Origin of the sequence: Acidihalobacter sp. (assembly GCF_037381185.1) — a bacterium.
Taxonomy (GTDB): Bacteria; Pseudomonadota; Gammaproteobacteria; order DSM-5130; family Acidihalobacteraceae; genus Acidihalobacter_A.
Window position 1 is genome coordinate 1 of the sequence record NZ_JARRQY010000059.1, and the last position, 18,435, is coordinate 18,435.

An 18,435-nucleotide genomic window follows, 5' to 3' on the forward strand; every position below is an offset into this window, starting at 1 on the left:
GCCACACCGGAAGCCGTCTCACGCGGCGCCACCACCCCGAGCGAAACGACCAACTTGAGCGCATCCTCGACCGACATTTCCAACTCCTTCACTTCGTTTCTGGGGATCATCATGATGAAGCCCGAAGTCGGATTCGGAGTGGTCGGCACGAACACGGTAATGACCTCTTCAGCAGTACGTCGCTGAATCTCTCCGGTTGCCGTGCCGGTCTGGAACGCCAGCGTCCAGATACCCTTGCGCGGATACTCGATCAACAGAACCTTGCGAAACGCTTCGCCGTTGCTAGCGAATATCGTTTCCGCCACCTGTTTCACCGCGCCGTAAATGTGGCGTACCAGGGGAATGCGCGACAGCATCCCTTCCCAAATCGCGACGATACGCCGACCGAAGATGTTTGCCGCCAGCAGCCCGGTCACTAACAAGATGGTCACCGTCAACACCAGACCCAGCCCAGGTACCGGGTAGCCCAGCAGCGCCTCCGGCCGCCATGCCGACGGCAGCAGCAACAGACTGCGGTCCATAAAGTCCACCAAAGCCCGCACCACCACGATGGTGATCACGAGCGGCACCCACACCAGCAGACCGGCAATCAGATAACGGCGTAGCAAGACACCCATGTTCCGTAGCTCCAGTATTCCTGCGAAACGACGCCGGGGCGCCTCAGCGCCCCGGAGCGAATATCGATCATGCGACCTGTATCAGGTGCCGTCGGAAGCCGCACAGGCGCTACAGCCGCTCGGCTTGCTGTCGCCACCACCGCCATCCTTCGCAGCGATATTGCGCTTCCCGTCTTTCTTGAAGTCGGTCTCGTACCAACCACCGCCGGACAAACGGAAACCGGTCGCCGACACCTGCTTTTTCAGCGCCGACTTGCCGCAAGCCGGACACTCGGTCAATGGCGCATCACTCATACGCTGCATCGCCTCAAGCTCATGGCCACAGGATTCGCAACGGTACTCATAAATAGGCATGGAAAAGTTTCTCCGCTAACGGCCCTCCCGCGCCCACGCATCGACTCACGTGGCCGGGGGAAGAGATTCAATCGACATACGTGGCATTATATGGGGCTGCTTTTTACCAAAACCAGTCTCGGCGCAAAAATTTTTCGCCCTCGATCAACTCGTTATCAAGGAACGTTTGAATGGCGGACAAGATCGTCATCATGCTGCTCAACCTGAATCCGGAAGCACCCGCCACGCTCGGCGCGCCCTTCTTCCAGGCCACCGTGGCAGCGGCCATGGACTTGGAGGTGGAAATCTACTTCGCTGCGCGCACCACGCGCCTGCTCATCCAGGGGGAAGCCGACTCGATCTATCCCGGCAACGCCAGAGAGAAGTCCGTCTATTCCTTCATGCAAGATGCACACGAAGCCGGCGCCAAGTTCTACTCCTGCGCAGGCGCGATGGACGAGAACGGGCTTACGCTGGACAACGCCGTTCCCGAACTCGACGGCGTGCGCGGCGGCGGCGCCTTCATCGGCGAGGTCGTCGAAGAGAACGTCGCCACGCTGACGTATTGACAGGCTGGTTGAAGCGCAAGAAGCGATGACGACACGCAGTATTCTCATCACCGGCTGCTCCAGTGGCATTGGACACACGGTCGCACATGGCCTGCAGGGGCGCGGCTGGCGAGTATTCGCTACCGCCCGGCACATGGAGGACGTGGAGCGTCTGCGCGGCGAAGGCCTGGAGGCCGAACGGCTCGATCTAGCCGATCCCGATTCGATCGCCGCTGCGCTCGACCGCATCATCGAGCGCAGTGGCGGCACGCTCGACGCCCTGTTCAACAACGGCGCCTACGGCCAACCGGGAGCGGTGGAGGACCTGACGCGCGAGGTCCTGCGCGAACAACTGGAAACCAACCTGCTCGGCTGGCTCGACCTCACCAACCGCATCATCCCCATCATGCGCCGCCAGGGACACGGGCGCATCGTCAACAACAGCTCGGTCCTAGGCCTCGTCGCGCTGCCGTTTCGTGGCGCCTACAACACCAGCAAATTCGCGCTCGAGGGACTTAGCGACACGCTGCGTCTGGAACTGCATGGCAGCGGCATCAGCGTCAGCCTCATCGAACCCGGCCCCATCACCAGCCGCTTCCGAGCGAACGCCTATGCGGCGTTCCAGCGCAACATCGACCGCGAGCACAGCGCTTACCGTACCCAGTACCGCGGAGCGGAGCAGCGCCTGGCACGGCCCGACAAAGGCGGTGATCCGTTTTCGCTGGGGCCGGAAGCGGTGTTGAAACGGGTGATCCACGCGCTGGAGTCGCCCCGACCCAAACCGCGTTACTACGTCACCTTCCCCACCTGGCTGTTCGGCACGCTACGCCGGCTGCTGCCGACACGGGCCCTCGACCAGGTCCTGCTGAGGGTGTCACGCGGGGAGAACCGCTGACAACGCACCTACTGCTTCTGATAAGCCTTGAAGTCGAAGCGCCCCGAGGTCATGTCATCCCACAGATCGGACTGCAGCACGGCCATCAGCTTGAACAGCCGCCCCAGCTCGGCATCCTGCATGAACCCCTGATCACCGGCCGAACGCAGAGCTTGCGCGAGCAGCGCGACCTGATCGCGTGAGATATCCGTTATATTCAGGCCTTCCTCGCCCATTTCCACGTTCATGGCTTTCTCCTCGAAATACGATGTTACATATGAAAAAGCCCTCCGGCATTCAAGCCGGAGGGCTTTGATTCCGCCTTAGGCAAGATCGCTGGCCAGCGTCGAAAAGCTCAGTCCTTCATCACCGGTGTCGACACGAATCACGTCGCCTGGCACGAACTCGCCACCGAGAATCGCCTGCGCCAACGGATTCTCGACGTCCTGCTGGATCGCGCGCTTGAGCGGCCTGGCGCCGTATACCGGATCGAAACCCGCCTCACCGAGACGATCCAGCGCCGCGTCGCTGACCTCCAGGCCCATGTCGCGGTCGGCTAGGCGCCGGCGCAGGTACTCGAGCTGGATGCGGGTGATCGCGCGAATCTGCTCGCGACCCAGCGGATGGAACACCACCACCTCGTCGATGCGGTTGATGAACTCAGGGCGGAAATGCCCGCCGACGATCTCCATCACCGCTCCCTTCATGGCTTCGTAGTTCTCCTCGCCGGCCATTTCCTGAATCGCCTGCGAACCGAGGTTGGAAGTCATCACCACCACGGTATTGCGGAAATCCACGGTACGGCCCTGGCCATCGGTCAGGCGGCCGTCATCCAGCACCTGCAGCAGCACGTTGAACACGTCAGGATGCGCCTTTTCCACCTCGTCGAGCAGGATCACCGAATACGGCTTGCGACGCACCGCCTCGGTCAGATACCCCCCCTCCTCGTAGCCTACATAACCAGGGGGCGCACCGATCAGCCGCGCCACGGAGTGCTTCTCCATGAACTCGCTCATGTCGATGCGCACCATGGCCTCCTCGGTATCGAACAGAAACGAAGCAAGCGTCTTGGTCAGCTCGGTCTTGCCCACGCCGGTCGGCCCGAGGAACAGGAACGAGCCGTTCGGACGGTTCGGGTCGGCCAGACCGGCACGCGAGCGCCGGATGGCGTTGGCCACCGCCTTGACCGCCTCGTCCTGCCCGACCACGCGCTGGGCCAACACGTCTTCCATGCGCAGCAGCTTGTCCTTCTCGCCTTCGAGCATCTTGGACACCGGAATACCGGTCCAGCGCGACACCACCTCGGCGATCTCCTCGTCGGAGACCTTGTTGCGCAGCAGCGTCATCTCCTGCATCTCGGCCTGCGAGGCCATGTCGAGTTGGCGCTCCAACTCGGGGATGCGGCCGTACTGCAACTCGGACATGCGCCCCAGATCGCCGGCGCGGCGCGCCGTCTCCAACTCGGTGCGCACGCGATCCAGCTCTTCCTTGATGTGCGAGGTGCCCTGCACCGCGGCCTTTTCGGACTTCCAGATCTCTTCCAGATCGGAAAACTCGCGCTCCAGGCGCTCGATCTCGCCTTCCAGGTCGGCCAGGCGTCTGCGCGAGGCTTCATCCGACTCCTTCTTCAGCGCCTCGCGTTCGATCTTGAGCTGAATCAGGCGGCGCTCTAGACGGTCCATTTCCTCGGGTTTGGAATCGATCTCCATGCGAATGCGGCTGGCCGCCTCGTCGATCAGATCGATGGCCTTGTCGGGAAGCTGCCGGTCGGTGATGTAGCGCTGCGACAGCATAGCCGCGGCAACGATGGCCGGATCAGTGATCTCCACGCCGTGATGCACCTCGTAACGTTCTTTGAGGCCGCGCAGGATGGCGATGGTGTCCTCCACCGAGGGCTCGTCGACCAGCACCTTCTGGAAACGCCGCTCGAGAGCCGCGTCCTTTTCGATGTACTGGCGGTACTCGTCCAGCGTAGTGGCTCCGATGCAGTGCAACTCGCCTCGCGCCAGCGCCGGCTTGAGCATGTTACCGGCGTCCATGGCGCCTTCGGCCTTGCCGGCACCGACCATAGTGTGCAACTCGTCGATGAACAGGACGATGCGTCCTTCCTGTTTGGCCAGATCGTTGAGCACCGCTTTGAGGCGCTCCTCGAAATCGCCACGGAACTTGGCTCCGGCGAGCAGCGCGCCGAGATCCAGCGACAGCACGCGCCGATTCTTCAATCCTTCCGGCACCGCCCCGTCGACGATGCGCTGCGCCAGTCCCTCGACGATGGCAGTCTTGCCCACGCCGGGCTCGCCGATCAGCACGGGGTTGTTCTTGGTACGCCGCTGCAGGACCTGGATCGCGCGGCGAATTTCCTCGTCGCGACCGATCACCGGATCGAGCTTGCTCTGTTCGGCGCGCTCGGTGAGATCGATGGTGTATTTTTCCAGTGCCTGGCGGTTTTCCTCGGCGTTGGGATCCTCGACCTTGGCGCCGCCGCGCATCTCCTCGATGGCCTTTTCCAACGCGCCGCGTACCGCCCCGGCCTGGGTCAGCAGGTCGTGCAGATGCCCCTTGCCCTCCAGTGCGGCAAGCACGAACAGTTCCGAGGAGATATAGGCATCCTGACGCTTCTGTGCCAGTTTATCGGTGATATTGAGCAGCTTGCCCAGCTCTCCGGACAGATGCACGTCGCCGCCCGTACCCTCGACGGTCGGCTGGCTATCCAGCGCCTCGTCCAGGCGCGCGCGAAGCTGATTGACGTTCACCCCCGCCTTGGTCAGCAGCGGACGCACCGTGCCGCCTTCCTGATCGAGCAGAGCGCTCATCAGATGCAGCGGTTCGATGAACTGATGATCGCGGCCGACGGCGAGCGACTGAGCGTCCGCCAAGGCCATCTGAAGCTTGCTGGTGAGTTTGTCCATGCGCATGAGTGGTCGGCTCCAATGCAGATTCTCGTAATGCCCACAACATGCGGGCGGGCTTCGCCCTTTTCAACGCGCCCGCAAACGTCCACCGCGAATCATGAATGCGTCATGTCCGCACAAGATTGCTCCTGTCACGGTAAGCATCGACAATCGGCAAAGCACACATAAATTCAAGGACGGAACCATGACCGAAATCCGCCGCATTCCCGCCTCCGCCGGACTCGACTGGTACAAGCAGGGCTGGGAACTGTTCAAGGCTTACCCGGCGATGCTGGTGATATTGTTCCTGACGCTTTTCGTACTCTACTTCGTGGTCGGCATGATCCCGCTGCTCGGCGCGCTGATCATCGCCCTCGCCTCCCCTGCCCTTACCGGCGGTTATTTCCTTGCCCTGCAGCACGCCGCGGCCGGCAAGGATCCCACCTTCGAACATCTGTTCAGAGCCTTCAACGACCCGGAGCGCCGCAATCCGATGCTGGTCCTGGGTATCGTGGCGCTGGGCGCGCAAATCGTGATGGGTCTGATAAGCATTGCCCTGATCGGCAGCTCCATAGGTACCATATTCGCACTCGGCGGGATGGAGCACGGAGCAATGATCGGCATGGGTAGTCTGGCGCTCGTGTTCCTGGCGATGCTGGCCAACCTCATCATCGCAGTCGCGCTGTGGCTGGCGCTGTTCTTCGCCACCCCGCTGGTCATGCTTGATCGCGTTGCCCCCATCGACGCCCTCAAGCTCAGCCTGCGCGCCAACCTGAGCAATTTCATGCCCTGGCTGGTGTTTTCGCTGATCCTGATTCCCTTGACGGTGGTGGCGATGATTCCCTTCGGATTGGGGCTGCTGATTCTATTTCCGATTGTGGGGGCGGCGATTTTTCGGGCTTATGAGCAGACGTTTGAGCACGGGGGCTCGGGGGAGTCTGCTGGGAGTTCGGGCGATGTTTAACGATGCGGGCGTCAACGATAATGACGCACATTTGTTTGCGCCATGGAGGCCTGTTTCGGGCGCGAATCAGCTTTTGCGGTCTTAATCTTGTGTGAGTGAAGGCGATGTAGTTGCTGGCCGCTGGGGCTCGTTTCGGACGCGATTCAACGTTTGGGGCTCAGATCGATCGAAGTGACGCGCCCGAAAGCGACACCGACAAACAAACGAAGACCCTATTTACGCAACGCCAATCAACAACTACTTGTACTGCTTACGCCGAAACACATCCGTATGCCGACTAACCACCCGGTCCAGAAACACCATGCCATCGAGGTGGTCGATCTCATGCTGCACCGCCCGCGCCTCGAATCCCTCCATGTCGTATTCGTGGGCATCGCCCTGCGGATCATTGGCGCGTAAACGAATACTCTCGGCACGCAACACGTTACCCGTGTAGTCGGGCACCGACAGGCACCCCTCGCGTCCCAGCGCATGCCCGTCCCAGGACAGGATTTCGGGATTCACCAGCACCATGTAGCCATGGTTCGGTACCGGCTTGCGCGTCTGCGAACAATCCACGATAACGATGCGCTGATGACGGCCCACCTGTGGCGCGGCTATGCCGACCGCTGCAGGCCCTGCCTGCCGCGTGTCCTCCAGATCGGCGACGAACGCGCGCAACTCATCGTCGAAGTTCTCCACGCACGCCGAACGCTGACGCAGGCGATCGTCCGGCCAGACCAGTATTTCAAGTACCGCCATCGTCAGCCCACCAGGGTTTCGATGGTTTCTACCCGCACGTCGATGCCGCGCTCGCGCAACGGCTCCAAAGCCGCCTCGATCGCCTCGACGCCATCGGCGGCAACACCTTCGATCTGCATCACATAGAGCGGCGCTGCGTGAATCCCGGCCACGTCCGAATCCAGCGAGAGGATATTGAAACCGATACTCGCCAGGGCTTCGGTCGCTTCGGCCACGATACCTGCGCGATCGGCACCGTGTATGTTCACGCGCACGTCCGGCAGTACATGCCGGTGCAGACCGCCTTCGATGGCGTCGACGTGTACCCGCAACTCCAACTCGTTGGCTACCCCTGCCAGACGTTCACCCAGCGCGTCCGCCGTAAACTCTCCGCGGACCATGAGCATGACCGTGAAGTTCTCCCCCAGGCGCAGCATCGAGGCCTCCCCCAGATACGCGCCGGCGGCGAAAAGCTCGCGGGCGAGCCGCGCCACGATTCCCGGCCGGTCCTTGCCGACCACGGTGAGCATGAACCAGTTTTCCATCAAGCCTCTCCCATACCCGTCCAACAATACGAACAGGTCTAAACAGTCATAACCGTGACGGTCACCACGGATTCAGCGCGATAGCCAAACCATACTCGCCATCCGACCGGTACCACCGTCCCGACGGTAGGAATAGAAGCGTTGAGCATCCGCCACGGTGCATTCCCCTCCGCCATGGACCGAATGCACGCCGCACGCGGCAAGACGCAAGCGCGCCAGAGTATACAGATCGGCCAGCCAGCGCCCTGCCGGCGACGGCACGAAAGCGGTGTCGGCAACGGGGTGCCGGGTAACGAAGGCTTCCCGCACCTCGTCTCCGACCTCGAAGGCGGCCGGACCGATGGCCGGCCCAAGCCAGGCGTGCAAATCTTCGGGCGGCGTATCCATAGCCGCCACGGTCGCCTCGAGAACACCACCGGCAAGACCGCGCCAGCCTGCATGCGCGGCGGCGACACGCGTTCCCGAACGGTCGCAGAACAGCACCGGCAGGCAATCCGCGGTCAACACCGCGCAAACCAGCTCCGGCACATCGGTCATCGCGGCATCGGCTTCGATTCCGGGCTTGGAATCAGCACTCAGCTTCGCCACACCGAGCCCATGCACCTGGCTGAGCCAGATCGGTTCAGCCGGCAGAGTAGCGGCTTCGACCAACCGCCGTCGGTTCTCCGCTACTGCGGCGGGATCGTCTCCGACGTGCGCGCCAAGATTAAGGCTGGCATAGACACCTCGGCTGACGCCGCCCTTCCTGGTAGTGACCAGCGCCCGCACATGCCCGGGAGCCGGCCAGTCCGGGCACAACCAGCCGTTCACGGAGTCGGTATCAGTCATCGTCACGACCTTTGGCGTGTTCACGGAAGGCGGCGAGCAGGGCGAGCATGTCGGCTGGCGGCTCGGCTTCCCAACTCATGTGTTCGCCGCTCTCGGGATGTTCGAGCGCCAGCCGGGTCGCGTGCAATGCCTGCCGGTTGAAACGGCGCAGAACGGTGGTCAATTCATCCCCCGCCCCCGGCGGCAGGCGCAGACGCCCCCCATACACCGGATCGCCGACGATAGGATGACGGATATGCGCCATGTGCACGCGAATCTGATGCGTACGCCCGGTTTCCAAGTGCACCCGCAGCAGCGTGTGGCCCACGAAACGCTCCTCCACGCGATAGTGACTGACTGCCGGCTTGCCGCCGTGTACCACCGCCATGCGCTTGCGGTCGCGCGGATGTCTCCCGATGGGTTCGTCCACCGTGCCGCCGGCGATCATCTCGCCCTGCACCAGCGCCAGATACTCGCGGCTCACCTCGTGCTCGGCCAGCGCGGCGACCAGCCGGCGATGCGCGCCGGGCGACTTGGCCACCACCATGAGCCCGCTGGTGTCCTTGTCCAGACGGTGCACGATGCCGGCACGCGGCAAGGTGGCCAGGGCCGGTTCATGGTGCAGCAGCGCGTTCAGCAGGGTGCCTTCGGGATTGCCGGCCGCCGGATGCACGACCAACCCCGCAGGCTTGTTGAGCACCAGGATCTCGGCATCCTCGTAGCGGATGTCCAGCGCGATGGCCTGCGGCCGGTCGTCGTGCACCGTCTCGATCAAGGGGCGCACCTGCACGGACTGGCCTCCGCTGACCGTGTCGCGCGGCTTCGGCACACGGCCATCCAGAGTCACGCGGCCGGCGTCGATCCACGCCTTCAGGCGACTGCGCGAATATTCAGGCATCAGTCTAGCCAGAGCCTGGTCGACGCGTTGGCCGGCCAATTCCGGGGGAATGTTTGTAGTAACTAGCTCTTCAGGGGACATGCTGGGAGGCAAGTGCTCAGGTATACTCCCGGCCTATTATTCAGGCTACATTCGGAACTGTCATGCGTTTTTGGCGATACGCCGCACTCACCGCCCTACTTCTCGCCCTTGCCGGCTGCGCGTCCACGCGCGACCCGACACAGGGCTGGTCACCCCAACGCATCTACAGCGAGGCGCACCAGGCGCTCACCGACGGCGACTACACGAAGGCGATCAACTACTTCCAGACGCTGGAAGGGCGGTACCCGTTCGGCATCTACGCCCAACAGGCGCAGCTCGAGATCGCCTACGCCTACTACAGGAACGTCGAGCCGAAGTCCGCCATCGCAGCCGCGCAGCGTTTCATCAACGAACACCCGCGCTCGAAGCATGTCGACTACGCCTATTACCTGATGGGGCTGGCGAACTTTCATAGCAGCGGCGGCATTGTCGCGTTCCTGCGACCGAACACCGATTACCAGGTCGACGTCACTCCGCTGCGCGAGTCCTTCATGGCCTTCAAGACCCTGCTCGAGAAGTACCCGCACAGCCGCTATGCGCCCGACGCGCAGCAACGCATGGTCTTTCTTCGCGACCAACTGGCGGCCCACGAAATTTACGTCGCCCGCTACTACATGCAGCGCGGGGCCTACGTCGCGGTCATCAATCGCTGCAAGAGCGTGCTGACCACTTACGCCGGCTCCACGCACACCCTGCAGGCACTGAACATGATGGCCACAGCGTACGACAAGCTCGGCATGAACAAACTGGCCAAGCAGACCCGCGAAGTCATCAAGCTCAACCAACCTTCCAGCAAATCGAAGCGCTGACGTCATGACGGATTTCTTCGCCACTATCCGCCGCCGCCATTCCGTACGCCGCTACCAGACGGATATGCCGGTCGAACCCGAAAAGCTGCACGCGGTGCTGGAAAGCGCCGTCGCCGCGCCGTCGGCCGGCGATCTTCAGGCATACCAGATCGTGGTGGTTCGCGACGCCGAACAGCGCCGCATGCTGGCCGAATCGACCGACCAGGCTTTCCTCTCCGAAGCCCCTGTGTGCCTGGTGTTCTGCACCGACGCGGAGCGCTCCGCGCAGGCTTTCGGCGAACGCGGACGTGAACTCTACGCACTGCAGGATACGACCATCGCCGCCGCCTACGCGCAGCTCGCCGCGGTTGCCGGCGGTCTTGGCAGCGCATGGGTCGGCTATTTCGACGCAAAGGACGTTGCCCGCGCACTCGAGCTGGCGCCCGGCCTGCAACCCGTGGCGATGCTCGCGCTGGGCTACCCGGCCGAGTTGCCCGAACCAACTCCGCGGCGGCGCCTCGACGAGATCATCATCGACCGCAACGCCTGATTCGCCGGGGATCGTCGTCACCACACCTGCGGCGGAGCATACCGTCAGACCGCGTCCTCTCCCTCCTCGCTGGTACGAATACGGATAATCCGCTCCAGCGGGGTGACGAAAATCTTGCCGTCGCCGATCTTGCCGGTATGCGCTGCGGTCAGGATCGCCTCGATGCAGGCATCGACCTGTTGTTCGCCGACGATGATTTCCAGCTTGACCTTGGGCAGAAAGTCCACGGCATATTCCGCGCCGCGGTACAGTTCTGTATGACCCTTCTGGCGCCCGAACCCCTTGACCTCGGTCGCCGTCATACCGCTGATGCCGACGTCCATGAGCGCGCTGCGCACGTCGTCAAGCTTGAAGGGTTTAATGATCGCCTCGACCTTTTTCATCGGAGCATCCTTTCCTGAGTGATGTATGTGAACGCCGCTCGCCGCGGCTCGCGAATGAACGTACCCGACTCAGCTCAGCAGACGTCCGTAGCCCGAGGTGATCGGATAGCGCCTGTCCTTGCCGAAGGCACGCGGTGAAATACGCACCCCCGGCGGTGCCTGGCGGCGCTTGTATTCGTTGCGCAGTACCAGCGTGACGATGCGCTCGACCGTCTCGCGCGCATGGCCCTCGGCAACGATCTCCGCGACCGAATAGTCCCGCTCCACGAAACGCTCGAGGATCGGATCCAGTTCTTCATAGGGCGGCAGGGAATCGGAGTCCTTCTGATCGGGGGCGAGTTCCGCCGACGGCGGCCGCGTCAGCACGCGCTCCGGAATTGCCGCACCTTGCTCGTTGCGCCAGCGCGCCAGCCGGTAGACCAGCGTCTTTGGCACGTCCTTGAGCGGTGCAAAGCCTCCCGCCATGTCCCCGTACAAGGTCGCATAGCCGACCGCCATCTCGCTCTTGTTGCCGGTGGTCAACACCATGCGCCCCGACTTGTTCGAGATCGCCATCAGCAGCACGCCGCGACAGCGCGCCTGGATGTTCTCCTCGGTCGTATCGGGCGCTTGGCCCGCGAGCAGCGGATTCAGCACGTCGAGGAAAGCCTGAAACGGACCCTCGATGGGGAGTTCATGGACCTCGACGTCCAGCAGCTCGCATTCGCGCCGCGCGTCCTGCAGACTCATATCCGCGGTGTAACGCGAGGGCATCATCACCGCCATCACGTCCTGCGCACCCAGCGCGTCGACCGCCAGCGCCAGCGTCAACGCCGAATCGATGCCTCCGGAAAGACCGATCACGGCGCCGGGGAAGCCGTTCTTGCGCACGTAGTCGCGCACACCGAGCACCAGCGCCCGATAGCAGGCTTCCTCCTGACCGGGCAGAGGCGCCAGCTGCATCGTCTCCTCGAAAGGATCGATCGTGAGCGTCTCGTCCTCGAACGGATGCGCACGCCCCAGCAACTCGCCGTCCGCCCCCATCACCAGTGAGGCACCGTCGAACAGCAGTTCGTCCTGCCCCCCGACCTGATTGACGTAGACCATCGGCAGTCCGGTCTCTTCGACCCGCTGGCGCAGTACTTCCATACGGGCGCCGTACTGACCCAGGTGGAACGGCGAGGCATTGAGACTGACCAGCAGCTCGGCTCCCGCCGCGCGGGCGGCCTGCGCCGGGCCCGGGAACCACAGGTCCTCGCACACCATCAGTCCGACCTGCACGCCGTCGATCTCGACCACACAGGATTCCGCCCCCTCGGCGAAATAGCGCTTCTCGTCGAACACGCTGTAGTTCGGCAGGCGCTGCTTGGCGTAACGCGCACGGACCCCGCCCTGATCCAACAGCAAGGCGCCATTGCGCAGACCCTGCTCATCGCGATACGGAGCGCCGACGACGATCGCGACACCGCTGACCGCCTCGGCAATGGTCTGCAGTGCACTGTCGACCCGGCGCATCAGCGAATCGCGCAACAGCAGATCCTCAGGCGGATAACCCGTCAGCGCCAGCTCCGGGAAGACCACCAGCCCCGCGCCCTGTTCATCGCGGGCCGTTTTGGCCCGCTCGATGATCAAGCGCGCATTGCCCTCCACATCGCCGACCAGCGGATTGCACTGCACCAATGCGACCTTGAGTCCCATACGTCCACTCACCGGATGAACCGGCTATCAGATATCAGTATTCGAAAGTACGCACGAAGCCCTAAACAGCACCGCGCCTGTCGCGAACGACGCCAACTTCGCTTTCAGCGCCGCCCTGAAGCATCAAAATAGCTGCGCACGATACACCAGGAGCCGAAGCTTACAGAATAGCCCCGCGCCAGTGCGAGTCCTACGATCATCCGCGCCACCCAAAACCAACGCCGCCCTCCCGCGAACGGGAGGGCGGCGTTGCCTTCACGAGCCCGCTGTTCGGCGTGCCCTGCAAGGGCTTTCCCGAAGCTTCAGGCTGCGCCCAAACGCTCGAGCATGCGTTCACCCATCTCGGCAGGCGAGCGCACTACGCTGACCCCTGCCGCTTCCAGCGCGGCGAACTTCTGGTCGGCCGTGCCCTTGCCGCCGGAGATGATCGCGCCGGCATGGCCCATGCGCTTGCCGGGAGGCGCCGTCACGCCAGCGATGTAGGCCACCACGGGCTTGCTGACCTGGGCCTTGATGAAGGCCGCAGCCTCTTCCTCGGCCTGACCGCCGATCTCGCCGACCAGGATGATGCCCTCGGTCTGCGGATCCTCGTTGAACAACGTCAGGCAGTCGACGAAGTTCAGGCCCTGGATCGGATCGCCGCCGATGCCGACGCAGGTCGACTGCCCCAGGCCGGTCACGGTGGTCTGGCGCACCGCCTCGTAAGTCAGCGTACCCGAGCGGGAAACGATGCCGACGCGGCCAGGCTGGTGGATATAGCCGGGCATGATGCCGATCTTGCACGCGCCGGGCGTGATGATGCCCGGGCAGTTGGGGCCGATCAGACGCGCCTCGGGATAGTCCTCCAGCGCCGCGCGCACGCGCAGCATGTCCAGTACAGGAATCCCCTCGGTGATGCAGGCGATCACCTTGATGCCGGCATCGGCCGCTTCCAGGATCGCATCGGCTGCGAACGGCGGCGGCACGTAGATCATGGTGGCTTCGGCGCCGGTGGTCTCTACCGCATCGTGCACCGTATCGAAAACCGGCAGGCCCAGGTGCGTCTGGCCGCCCTTGCCGGGCGTCACGCCGCCGACCAGCTTGGTGCCGTAGGCCAAGGCCTGCTCGGAGTGGAAAGTACCCTGCTTGCCGGTGAATCCCTGGCAGATAACCCGCGTGTCCTTGTCGATCAGAATGCTCATGCCGCAACTCCCTTGCCAGCCAGTTCCACCACACGTTCCGCCGCTTCGGCGAGTTCAGATGCGGCCACTACGTTCAGATCCGAATCGGCCAGCATGACTCGTCCTTCCTCGGAGCGCGTCCCTTCGAGCCGCACCACGACGGGCACGCGCACATCCACCTCGCGAATGGCGCGCAGAATACCCTCAGCGATCAGGTCGCAACGCACGATGCCGCCGAAGATGTTGACCAGCACGGCCTGCACGCTGTCGTCGGACAGAATCAGCTTGAACGCCTCGGTCACGCGCTCGGCGGTCGCACCGCCGCCCACGTCGAGGAAGTTGGCCGGATCACCGCCGCATAGCTTGATCAGATCCATGGTGGCCATGGCCAGGCCGGCGCCGTTGACCATGCAGCCGATGTTGCCGGACAGGTGAATGTAGTTGAGGCTGTGCTCGCTGGCCTTGGCCTCGCGGGGATCCTCCTGCGTGGTGTCGCGCATTCCAGCCAGTTCGGACTGGCGGTACATCGCGTTATCGTCCAGATTGATCTTGGCGTCCAGCGCCAGCAGCGTATCGTCGCCGGTCACCACCAGCGGATTGATCTCGACCAGCGAGGCGTCGGTATCCAGCACCATGCGATAAAGGTTGCCGAGCAGGCGCGAGAAAGCACCGACCTGCTTGGCGTCGAGGCCGAGTTGGAAGCCCAGTAGGCGCCCCTGCCACGGCTGTAGTCCGGCAGCCGGATTGGCGTAGACGGTCAGGATTTTCTCGGGCGTCTCGGCTGCGACCTGCTCGATATCCATACCACCGGCGGCGGAAGCGATCACCGCTACGCGCCGGCGGACCCGGTCGACCACCAGACTGACATACAGTTCACGGCGGATATCGGTCAGGCTTTCGATCAGCAGCGAGTTGATCGGCAGCCCCTCCGGACCGGTCTGATGGGTGGAAAGAGTGCTACCCAGCAGTGCTGAAACGGTATCGCGCAGGACTTCCTTTCCCTCCGCCTTGCGCACGCCGCCCGCCTTGCCGCGTCCGCCGGCATGGACTTGCGCCTTTACCATCCAGGCATTGCCACCAAGTTGGTCCGCGGCCGCATCGACTTCGTCGAGCGAACGCACCATCACGCCGCCAGGCACCGTCACGCCATAGCGGGCGAACAGCTCCTTGGCCTGATACTCATGGAGATTCATCTAAGGTCGCCTTATGCTTGAGGTTTGCAAGAGCGAACATGGCATCATCCTTATGCCACATCCACAACGAGACGTTTATTCTGGTCCAAAATCCGACATTCGCAAGCCGAAACCGACAACGACACGTATAAATGCAGCCCAAATGTCACGCCTGATCCTCTATATCGCCATCGCAGCCGTCGTGTATTACCTCTACCGCTCGCTGCGCCGTCCCAAACCCGCGCAGCAGCGGCGCGTACGCGCACACGACACGGTACGCTGCGAGCACTGCGGCGTCCACATCGCCGCCGACGAGGCCGTCACCGACGGTCCGCATCACTACTGCAGCGAAGAACACCGCCGCCTCGCACTGCACAAACGCGACTGAACATGCCGAGACCGCCCGGACCGCAGACCGCGTTTCCCTGGAAACCGCTGCAGCTGTTCAACGCCTACCGCATCTTCATCGCGCTGCTGTTCATCGGCGTGTGGCTCAGCGGCATGGATACTCGGGATCTGGGACACCTCGCGCCGAGGCTCTACATTCTCGCCTTGCTGGCTTACCTCGGCCTGAGCCTCACGGGCGCCCTGTGCAATCGCATGCGCCGCCCATCGTTTCGCCTACAGGTCGGCCTGCTCGCTACGGCGGACGTGGCCTTCGTCGTGCTACTCACACACGCCAGCGGCGGCATTGTCAGCGGCCTGGGCGTACTGCTCATTCCGGCGGTCGGTGCCGTTGGCGTGCTGCTGCCGGGAATATGGGCGCTGTTCACGGCCGCTACGGCCTCTCTACTGCTCATTCTTGATCAGGTCTACCTATTTCTCACCAATGTTCAGGACAACCACGCCTATGCCCAGGCCGGCCTGATTGGCCTCGCCCTGTTCACCACCGCGGTGATCAGCACGCATCTGGCCAACCGCGCGCGCGCCAGCGAAGCCCTGGCGCTCAGCCGCGGCCTGGATCTGGCCAACCTCACGGAACTCAGCGAGCACATTGTCGAGCATCTCGACAGTGGCGTGATCGTCACCGACCGCGAAGGACAGATCCGCCTTATGAACCAGCAGGCCTGGGACTTGCTCGGCAACCCTGTCGGAGTGCGACAAACGACGCTGGACAAGCTGCCGCCGCAGCTCTTTCGTCAGTTCCTGATCTGGCAGAAACATCCGGAGACGCGCCAACATACACTGCGCCTGCCCGGACGCAACGCGCGCCTGCAGGCGCGCTTTGCGCCGCTCGGCATCGACGGCGAGGCCACCCTCATCACATTGGAGGATCAGGGCGAACTCGCCATCCAGATCCAGGCCGCCAAGCTCGCCTCGCTGGGCCGCCTGACTGCCAGTATCGCCCATGAGATCCGCAACCCGCTCTCCGGCATCACCCATGCCGCGCAACTGCTGGAAGAGGCCACGCAGCTCGAAGCCGCCGACCGGCGACTGCTCGAAATCATCCGCACTCAAGGCCAGCGCATCGACCGCATCATCGACGACGTTCTGCGGTTGTCGCGCAAGGAACCACCCAACACCCGCCGCATCGAACTCCGCTCCTGGCTGCACAGCCTCGCCGAGGATCTACGCACCCAACTCAGACTCGACACCAACGAACTGCGCCTCAATCTCGTCGGCGAGGATCTCGATGTCGAATTCGACGAGGGGCACCTGACGCAGATTCTGAGCGGCCTATGCGAGAACGCGAACCGCTATGGACGCGATCGCCAGGGAACGCTCGAGCTGACCCTGACCGCCCATCGCTCGCCCCAGGCGCGCCAGACCATGCTCGACGTGCTCGACACCGGCCCCGGCATCTCCGCCACCGACCTGCCGCACCTGTTCGAACCATTTTTCACCACCTCCGTCGCCGGCACCGGCCTCGGGCTCTACCTCAGCCGGGAACTCTGCGCGCTCAACGGCGCCACGCTCGAGTACCTGCCTGTACCCGGCTCCGGCAGTTGCTTCCGTCTGCGCCTACCGACTGCGACCACCACGCCGCCCGCCAACACCTGAGCCCCGCCGGCGGTGGTCACACCTAAGACCACCATGTAATATCCGCGGGAACACGAAGGTCATCTTCCAGCTTTATGAACCGTCAGCAGATACTCATCATCGACGACGAACCCGATATCCGCGAGCTGCTGGAGATCACGCTCTCGCGCATGGGGCTGGAAACCGCCGCGGCCGCCGATCTCGCGCAGGCGCGCGCCCTGCTCACCGAACAGTCCTTCGACCTCTGCCTGACCGATCTGCGCCTGCCCGACGGCTCTGGCCTCGACTTGGTCGAACACATCCAGGCTTATCATCCGGAACTTCCGGTCGCCGTCATCACCGCCTACGGCAGCATGGACACCGCCATCGCCGCACTCAAGGGCGGCGCATTCGACTTCCTCAGCAAACCCATTGACCTGACCCGCCTGCGCAGCCTGATCGAATCCGCCCTCAAGGCCTCGACCTCCACCACTTCGCCGTCCAACGTCGACCGACGCGCGCAACGCCTGCTCGGCAAATCGGCAACCATGCAGCGCATACGCGAAACGGTGGCCAAGCTCGCGCGCAGTCAAGCGCCGGTCTATATCCACGGCGAATCGGGCACCGGCAAGGAACTCATCGCACAACAGATCCACGACCAGGGACCGCGACGCACCGCGCCCTTCGTGCCTGTCAACTGCGGCGCGATCCCGGCCGAACTCGTCGAGAGCGAGTTCTTCGGCCACCTCAAGGGCAGTTTCACCGGCGCCGTCGCCGACAAGCGGGGCCTGTTCCAGGCCGCCGACGGCGGCACCCTGTTTCTGGACGAAGTCGCCGAGTTGCCGTTGTCGATGCAGGTCAAGCTACTGCGTGCCATCCAGGAACGCCGCGTCAAACCCATCGGCGCAACGGCCGAAATCCCCACCGACGTACGCATTCTCAGCGCCACTCACAAAAATCTCGATGAAGAAGTCGCAGCGGAACGGTTCCGGCAGGACCTGTACTACCGCCTCAACGTCATCGCAGTAACCGCGCCACCGTTGCGCGAACGCCCGGAAGACCTGCCCGAACTCACCGAGCACATTCTCAGCCGTCTGGGTGAGCGCTGGGGACAGCCGGCGCCGGGCCTCTCCGATGCCGCGCTCAGAGCCCTACGCCACCACTCTTTCCCCGGCAACATCCGCGAACTCGAGAACATCCTCGAGCGAGCCGCCACGCTCTGCGAAGGCAACATCATCGAACCGAGCGATCTGCAACTTCCAGAACCGGCACCGGCGACGGATGTCTTGTTTGACGACGCGCCATCCAGCGCGGAGATATCGCTCGACGCACGCCTGATCGAACACCAGCGCGAAGTCATCCGCCGCGCACTCGAACAGACCCGCTGGAACAAAACCGAAGCCGCGCGCCAGCTCGGCATGAGCTTTCGCCAACTGCGCTACCGGCTGAAAAAGCTAGGCATTGAATA

The 18,435-nt window shown here is 63.4% G+C and carries 20 protein-coding genes; 8 read left to right on the plus strand and 12 right to left on the minus strand.

Features of this window, described 5'->3' with window-relative positions; all coding sequences use genetic code 11:
- The coding region (locus P8014_RS17085; protein WP_337818533.1) for a DUF502 domain-containing protein at positions 1-617 on the minus strand (617 nt) is incomplete at its 3' end.
- Positions 618-698: 81 nt separating this feature from the next.
- Entirely contained in the window at positions 699-971 is a 273-nt protein-coding gene (locus tag P8014_RS17090; RefSeq protein ID WP_337818534.1) for a zinc ribbon domain-containing protein, read from the minus strand.
- A gap of 170 nt (positions 972-1,141) precedes the next feature.
- Between P8014_RS17090 and P8014_RS17095 the strand changes: the two genes are divergently transcribed.
- Both P8014_RS17095 and P8014_RS17100 read left to right on the plus strand, forming a co-directional pair.
- Entirely contained in the window at positions 1,142-1,519 is a 378-nt protein-coding gene (locus P8014_RS17095; protein WP_337818535.1) for a DsrE family protein, read from the plus strand.
- Positions 1,520-1,544: 25 nt separating this feature from the next.
- A complete protein-coding gene (locus P8014_RS17100; RefSeq protein ID WP_337818536.1) occupies positions 1,545-2,393 on the plus strand; it encodes an SDR family oxidoreductase in 849 nt (282 codons plus the stop codon).
- Positions 2,394-2,401: 8 nt separating this feature from the next.
- Here the strand turns inward: P8014_RS17100 and P8014_RS17105 are convergent, their stop codons facing one another.
- Together P8014_RS17105 and clpB are read right to left on the minus strand one after the other, a co-directional pair.
- Complete coding sequence (locus P8014_RS17105; protein ID WP_337818537.1) at positions 2,402-2,620, minus strand: hypothetical protein; 219 nt, start codon at positions 2,618-2,620, stop codon at positions 2,402-2,404.
- 75 nt (positions 2,621-2,695) lie between these two features.
- Complete coding sequence (gene clpB / locus P8014_RS17110; protein WP_337818552.1) at positions 2,696-5,281, minus strand: ATP-dependent chaperone ClpB; 2,586 nt, start codon at positions 5,279-5,281, stop codon at positions 2,696-2,698.
- Between the two features lie 187 nt (positions 5,282-5,468).
- Here clpB and P8014_RS17115 point away from each other — a divergent pair, with 187 nt between their 5' ends.
- On the plus strand, positions 5,469-6,227 hold the full coding sequence (locus tag P8014_RS17115; RefSeq protein ID WP_337818538.1) for a BPSS1780 family membrane protein: 759 nt from the start codon (positions 5,469-5,471) through the stop codon (positions 6,225-6,227).
- Positions 6,228-6,464: 237 nt separating this feature from the next.
- Here P8014_RS17115 and def read toward each other — a convergent pair whose 3' ends face one another.
- The 4 genes from def to rluD form a co-directional block, all read right to left on the minus strand.
- Positions 6,465-6,968, minus strand: coding sequence for a peptide deformylase (gene def, locus P8014_RS17120; RefSeq protein ID WP_337818539.1), 504 nt, complete (start codon positions 6,966-6,968; stop codon positions 6,465-6,467).
- 2 nt (positions 6,969-6,970) lie between these two features.
- Positions 6,971-7,492 carry an ACT domain-containing protein gene (locus tag P8014_RS17125; protein ID WP_337818540.1) on the minus strand — a complete coding sequence of 174 codons (522 nt, stop codon included), beginning with the start codon at positions 7,490-7,492 and terminating at the stop codon, positions 6,971-6,973.
- 72 nt (positions 7,493-7,564) lie between these two features.
- Entirely contained in the window at positions 7,565-8,320 is a 756-nt protein-coding gene (gene pgeF / locus P8014_RS17130; protein ID WP_337818541.1) for a peptidoglycan editing factor PgeF, read from the minus strand.
- Positions 8,313-9,278 carry a 23S rRNA pseudouridine(1911/1915/1917) synthase RluD gene (gene rluD, locus P8014_RS17135; RefSeq protein ID WP_337818542.1) on the minus strand — a complete coding sequence of 322 codons (966 nt, stop codon included), beginning with the start codon at positions 9,276-9,278 and terminating at the stop codon, positions 8,313-8,315. The genes pgeF and rluD overlap by 8 nt, the downstream gene beginning before the upstream one ends.
- Positions 9,279-9,340: 62 nt before the next feature.
- Between rluD and P8014_RS17140 the strand changes: the two genes are divergently transcribed.
- Together P8014_RS17140 and P8014_RS17145 are read left to right on the plus strand one after the other, a co-directional pair.
- Positions 9,341-10,087 carry an outer membrane protein assembly factor BamD gene (locus P8014_RS17140; protein ID WP_337818543.1) on the plus strand — a complete coding sequence of 249 codons (747 nt, stop codon included), beginning with the start codon at positions 9,341-9,343 and terminating at the stop codon, positions 10,085-10,087.
- Between the two features lie 4 nt (positions 10,088-10,091).
- A complete protein-coding gene (locus P8014_RS17145; protein WP_337818544.1) occupies positions 10,092-10,616 on the plus strand; it encodes a nitroreductase family protein in 525 nt (174 codons plus the stop codon).
- 44 nt (positions 10,617-10,660) lie between these two features.
- Here P8014_RS17145 and P8014_RS17150 read toward each other — a convergent pair whose 3' ends face one another.
- The 4 genes from P8014_RS17150 to sucC all read right to left on the minus strand — a co-directional run bounded on the left by P8014_RS17150 (position 10,661) and on the right by sucC (position 15,029).
- On the minus strand, positions 10,661-10,999 hold the full coding sequence (locus P8014_RS17150; RefSeq protein WP_337818545.1) for a P-II family nitrogen regulator: 339 nt from the start codon (positions 10,997-10,999) through the stop codon (positions 10,661-10,663).
- A 69-nt stretch (positions 11,000-11,068) separates the two neighbouring features.
- Positions 11,069-12,676 carry an NAD+ synthase gene (locus P8014_RS17155; protein ID WP_337818546.1) on the minus strand — a complete coding sequence of 536 codons (1,608 nt, stop codon included), beginning with the start codon at positions 12,674-12,676 and terminating at the stop codon, positions 11,069-11,071.
- Positions 12,677-12,978: 302 nt separating this feature from the next.
- Complete coding sequence (gene sucD, locus P8014_RS17160) at positions 12,979-13,857, minus strand: succinate--CoA ligase subunit alpha (protein ID WP_337818547.1); 879 nt, start codon at positions 13,855-13,857, stop codon at positions 12,979-12,981.
- Entirely contained in the window at positions 13,854-15,029 is a 1,176-nt protein-coding gene (gene sucC, locus P8014_RS17165; RefSeq protein ID WP_337818548.1) for an ADP-forming succinate--CoA ligase subunit beta, read from the minus strand. The genes sucD and sucC overlap by 4 nt, the downstream gene beginning before the upstream one ends.
- Before the next feature lie 142 nt (positions 15,030-15,171).
- Between sucC and P8014_RS17170 the strand changes: the two genes are divergently transcribed.
- The 3 genes from P8014_RS17170 to P8014_RS17180 form a co-directional block, all read left to right on the plus strand.
- Positions 15,172-15,396, plus strand: coding sequence for a PP0621 family protein (locus tag P8014_RS17170; RefSeq protein ID WP_337818549.1), 225 nt, complete (start codon positions 15,172-15,174; stop codon positions 15,394-15,396).
- 2 nt (positions 15,397-15,398) lie between these two features.
- Positions 15,399-17,009, plus strand: coding sequence for a PAS domain-containing sensor histidine kinase (locus P8014_RS17175; RefSeq protein ID WP_337818550.1), 1,611 nt, complete (start codon positions 15,399-15,401; stop codon positions 17,007-17,009).
- Positions 17,010-17,083: 74 nt separating this feature from the next.
- Positions 17,084-18,435, plus strand: a 1,352-nt coding sequence (locus tag P8014_RS17180) for a sigma-54 dependent transcriptional regulator (RefSeq protein ID WP_337818551.1), incomplete at its 3' end; no start/stop codon positions are given.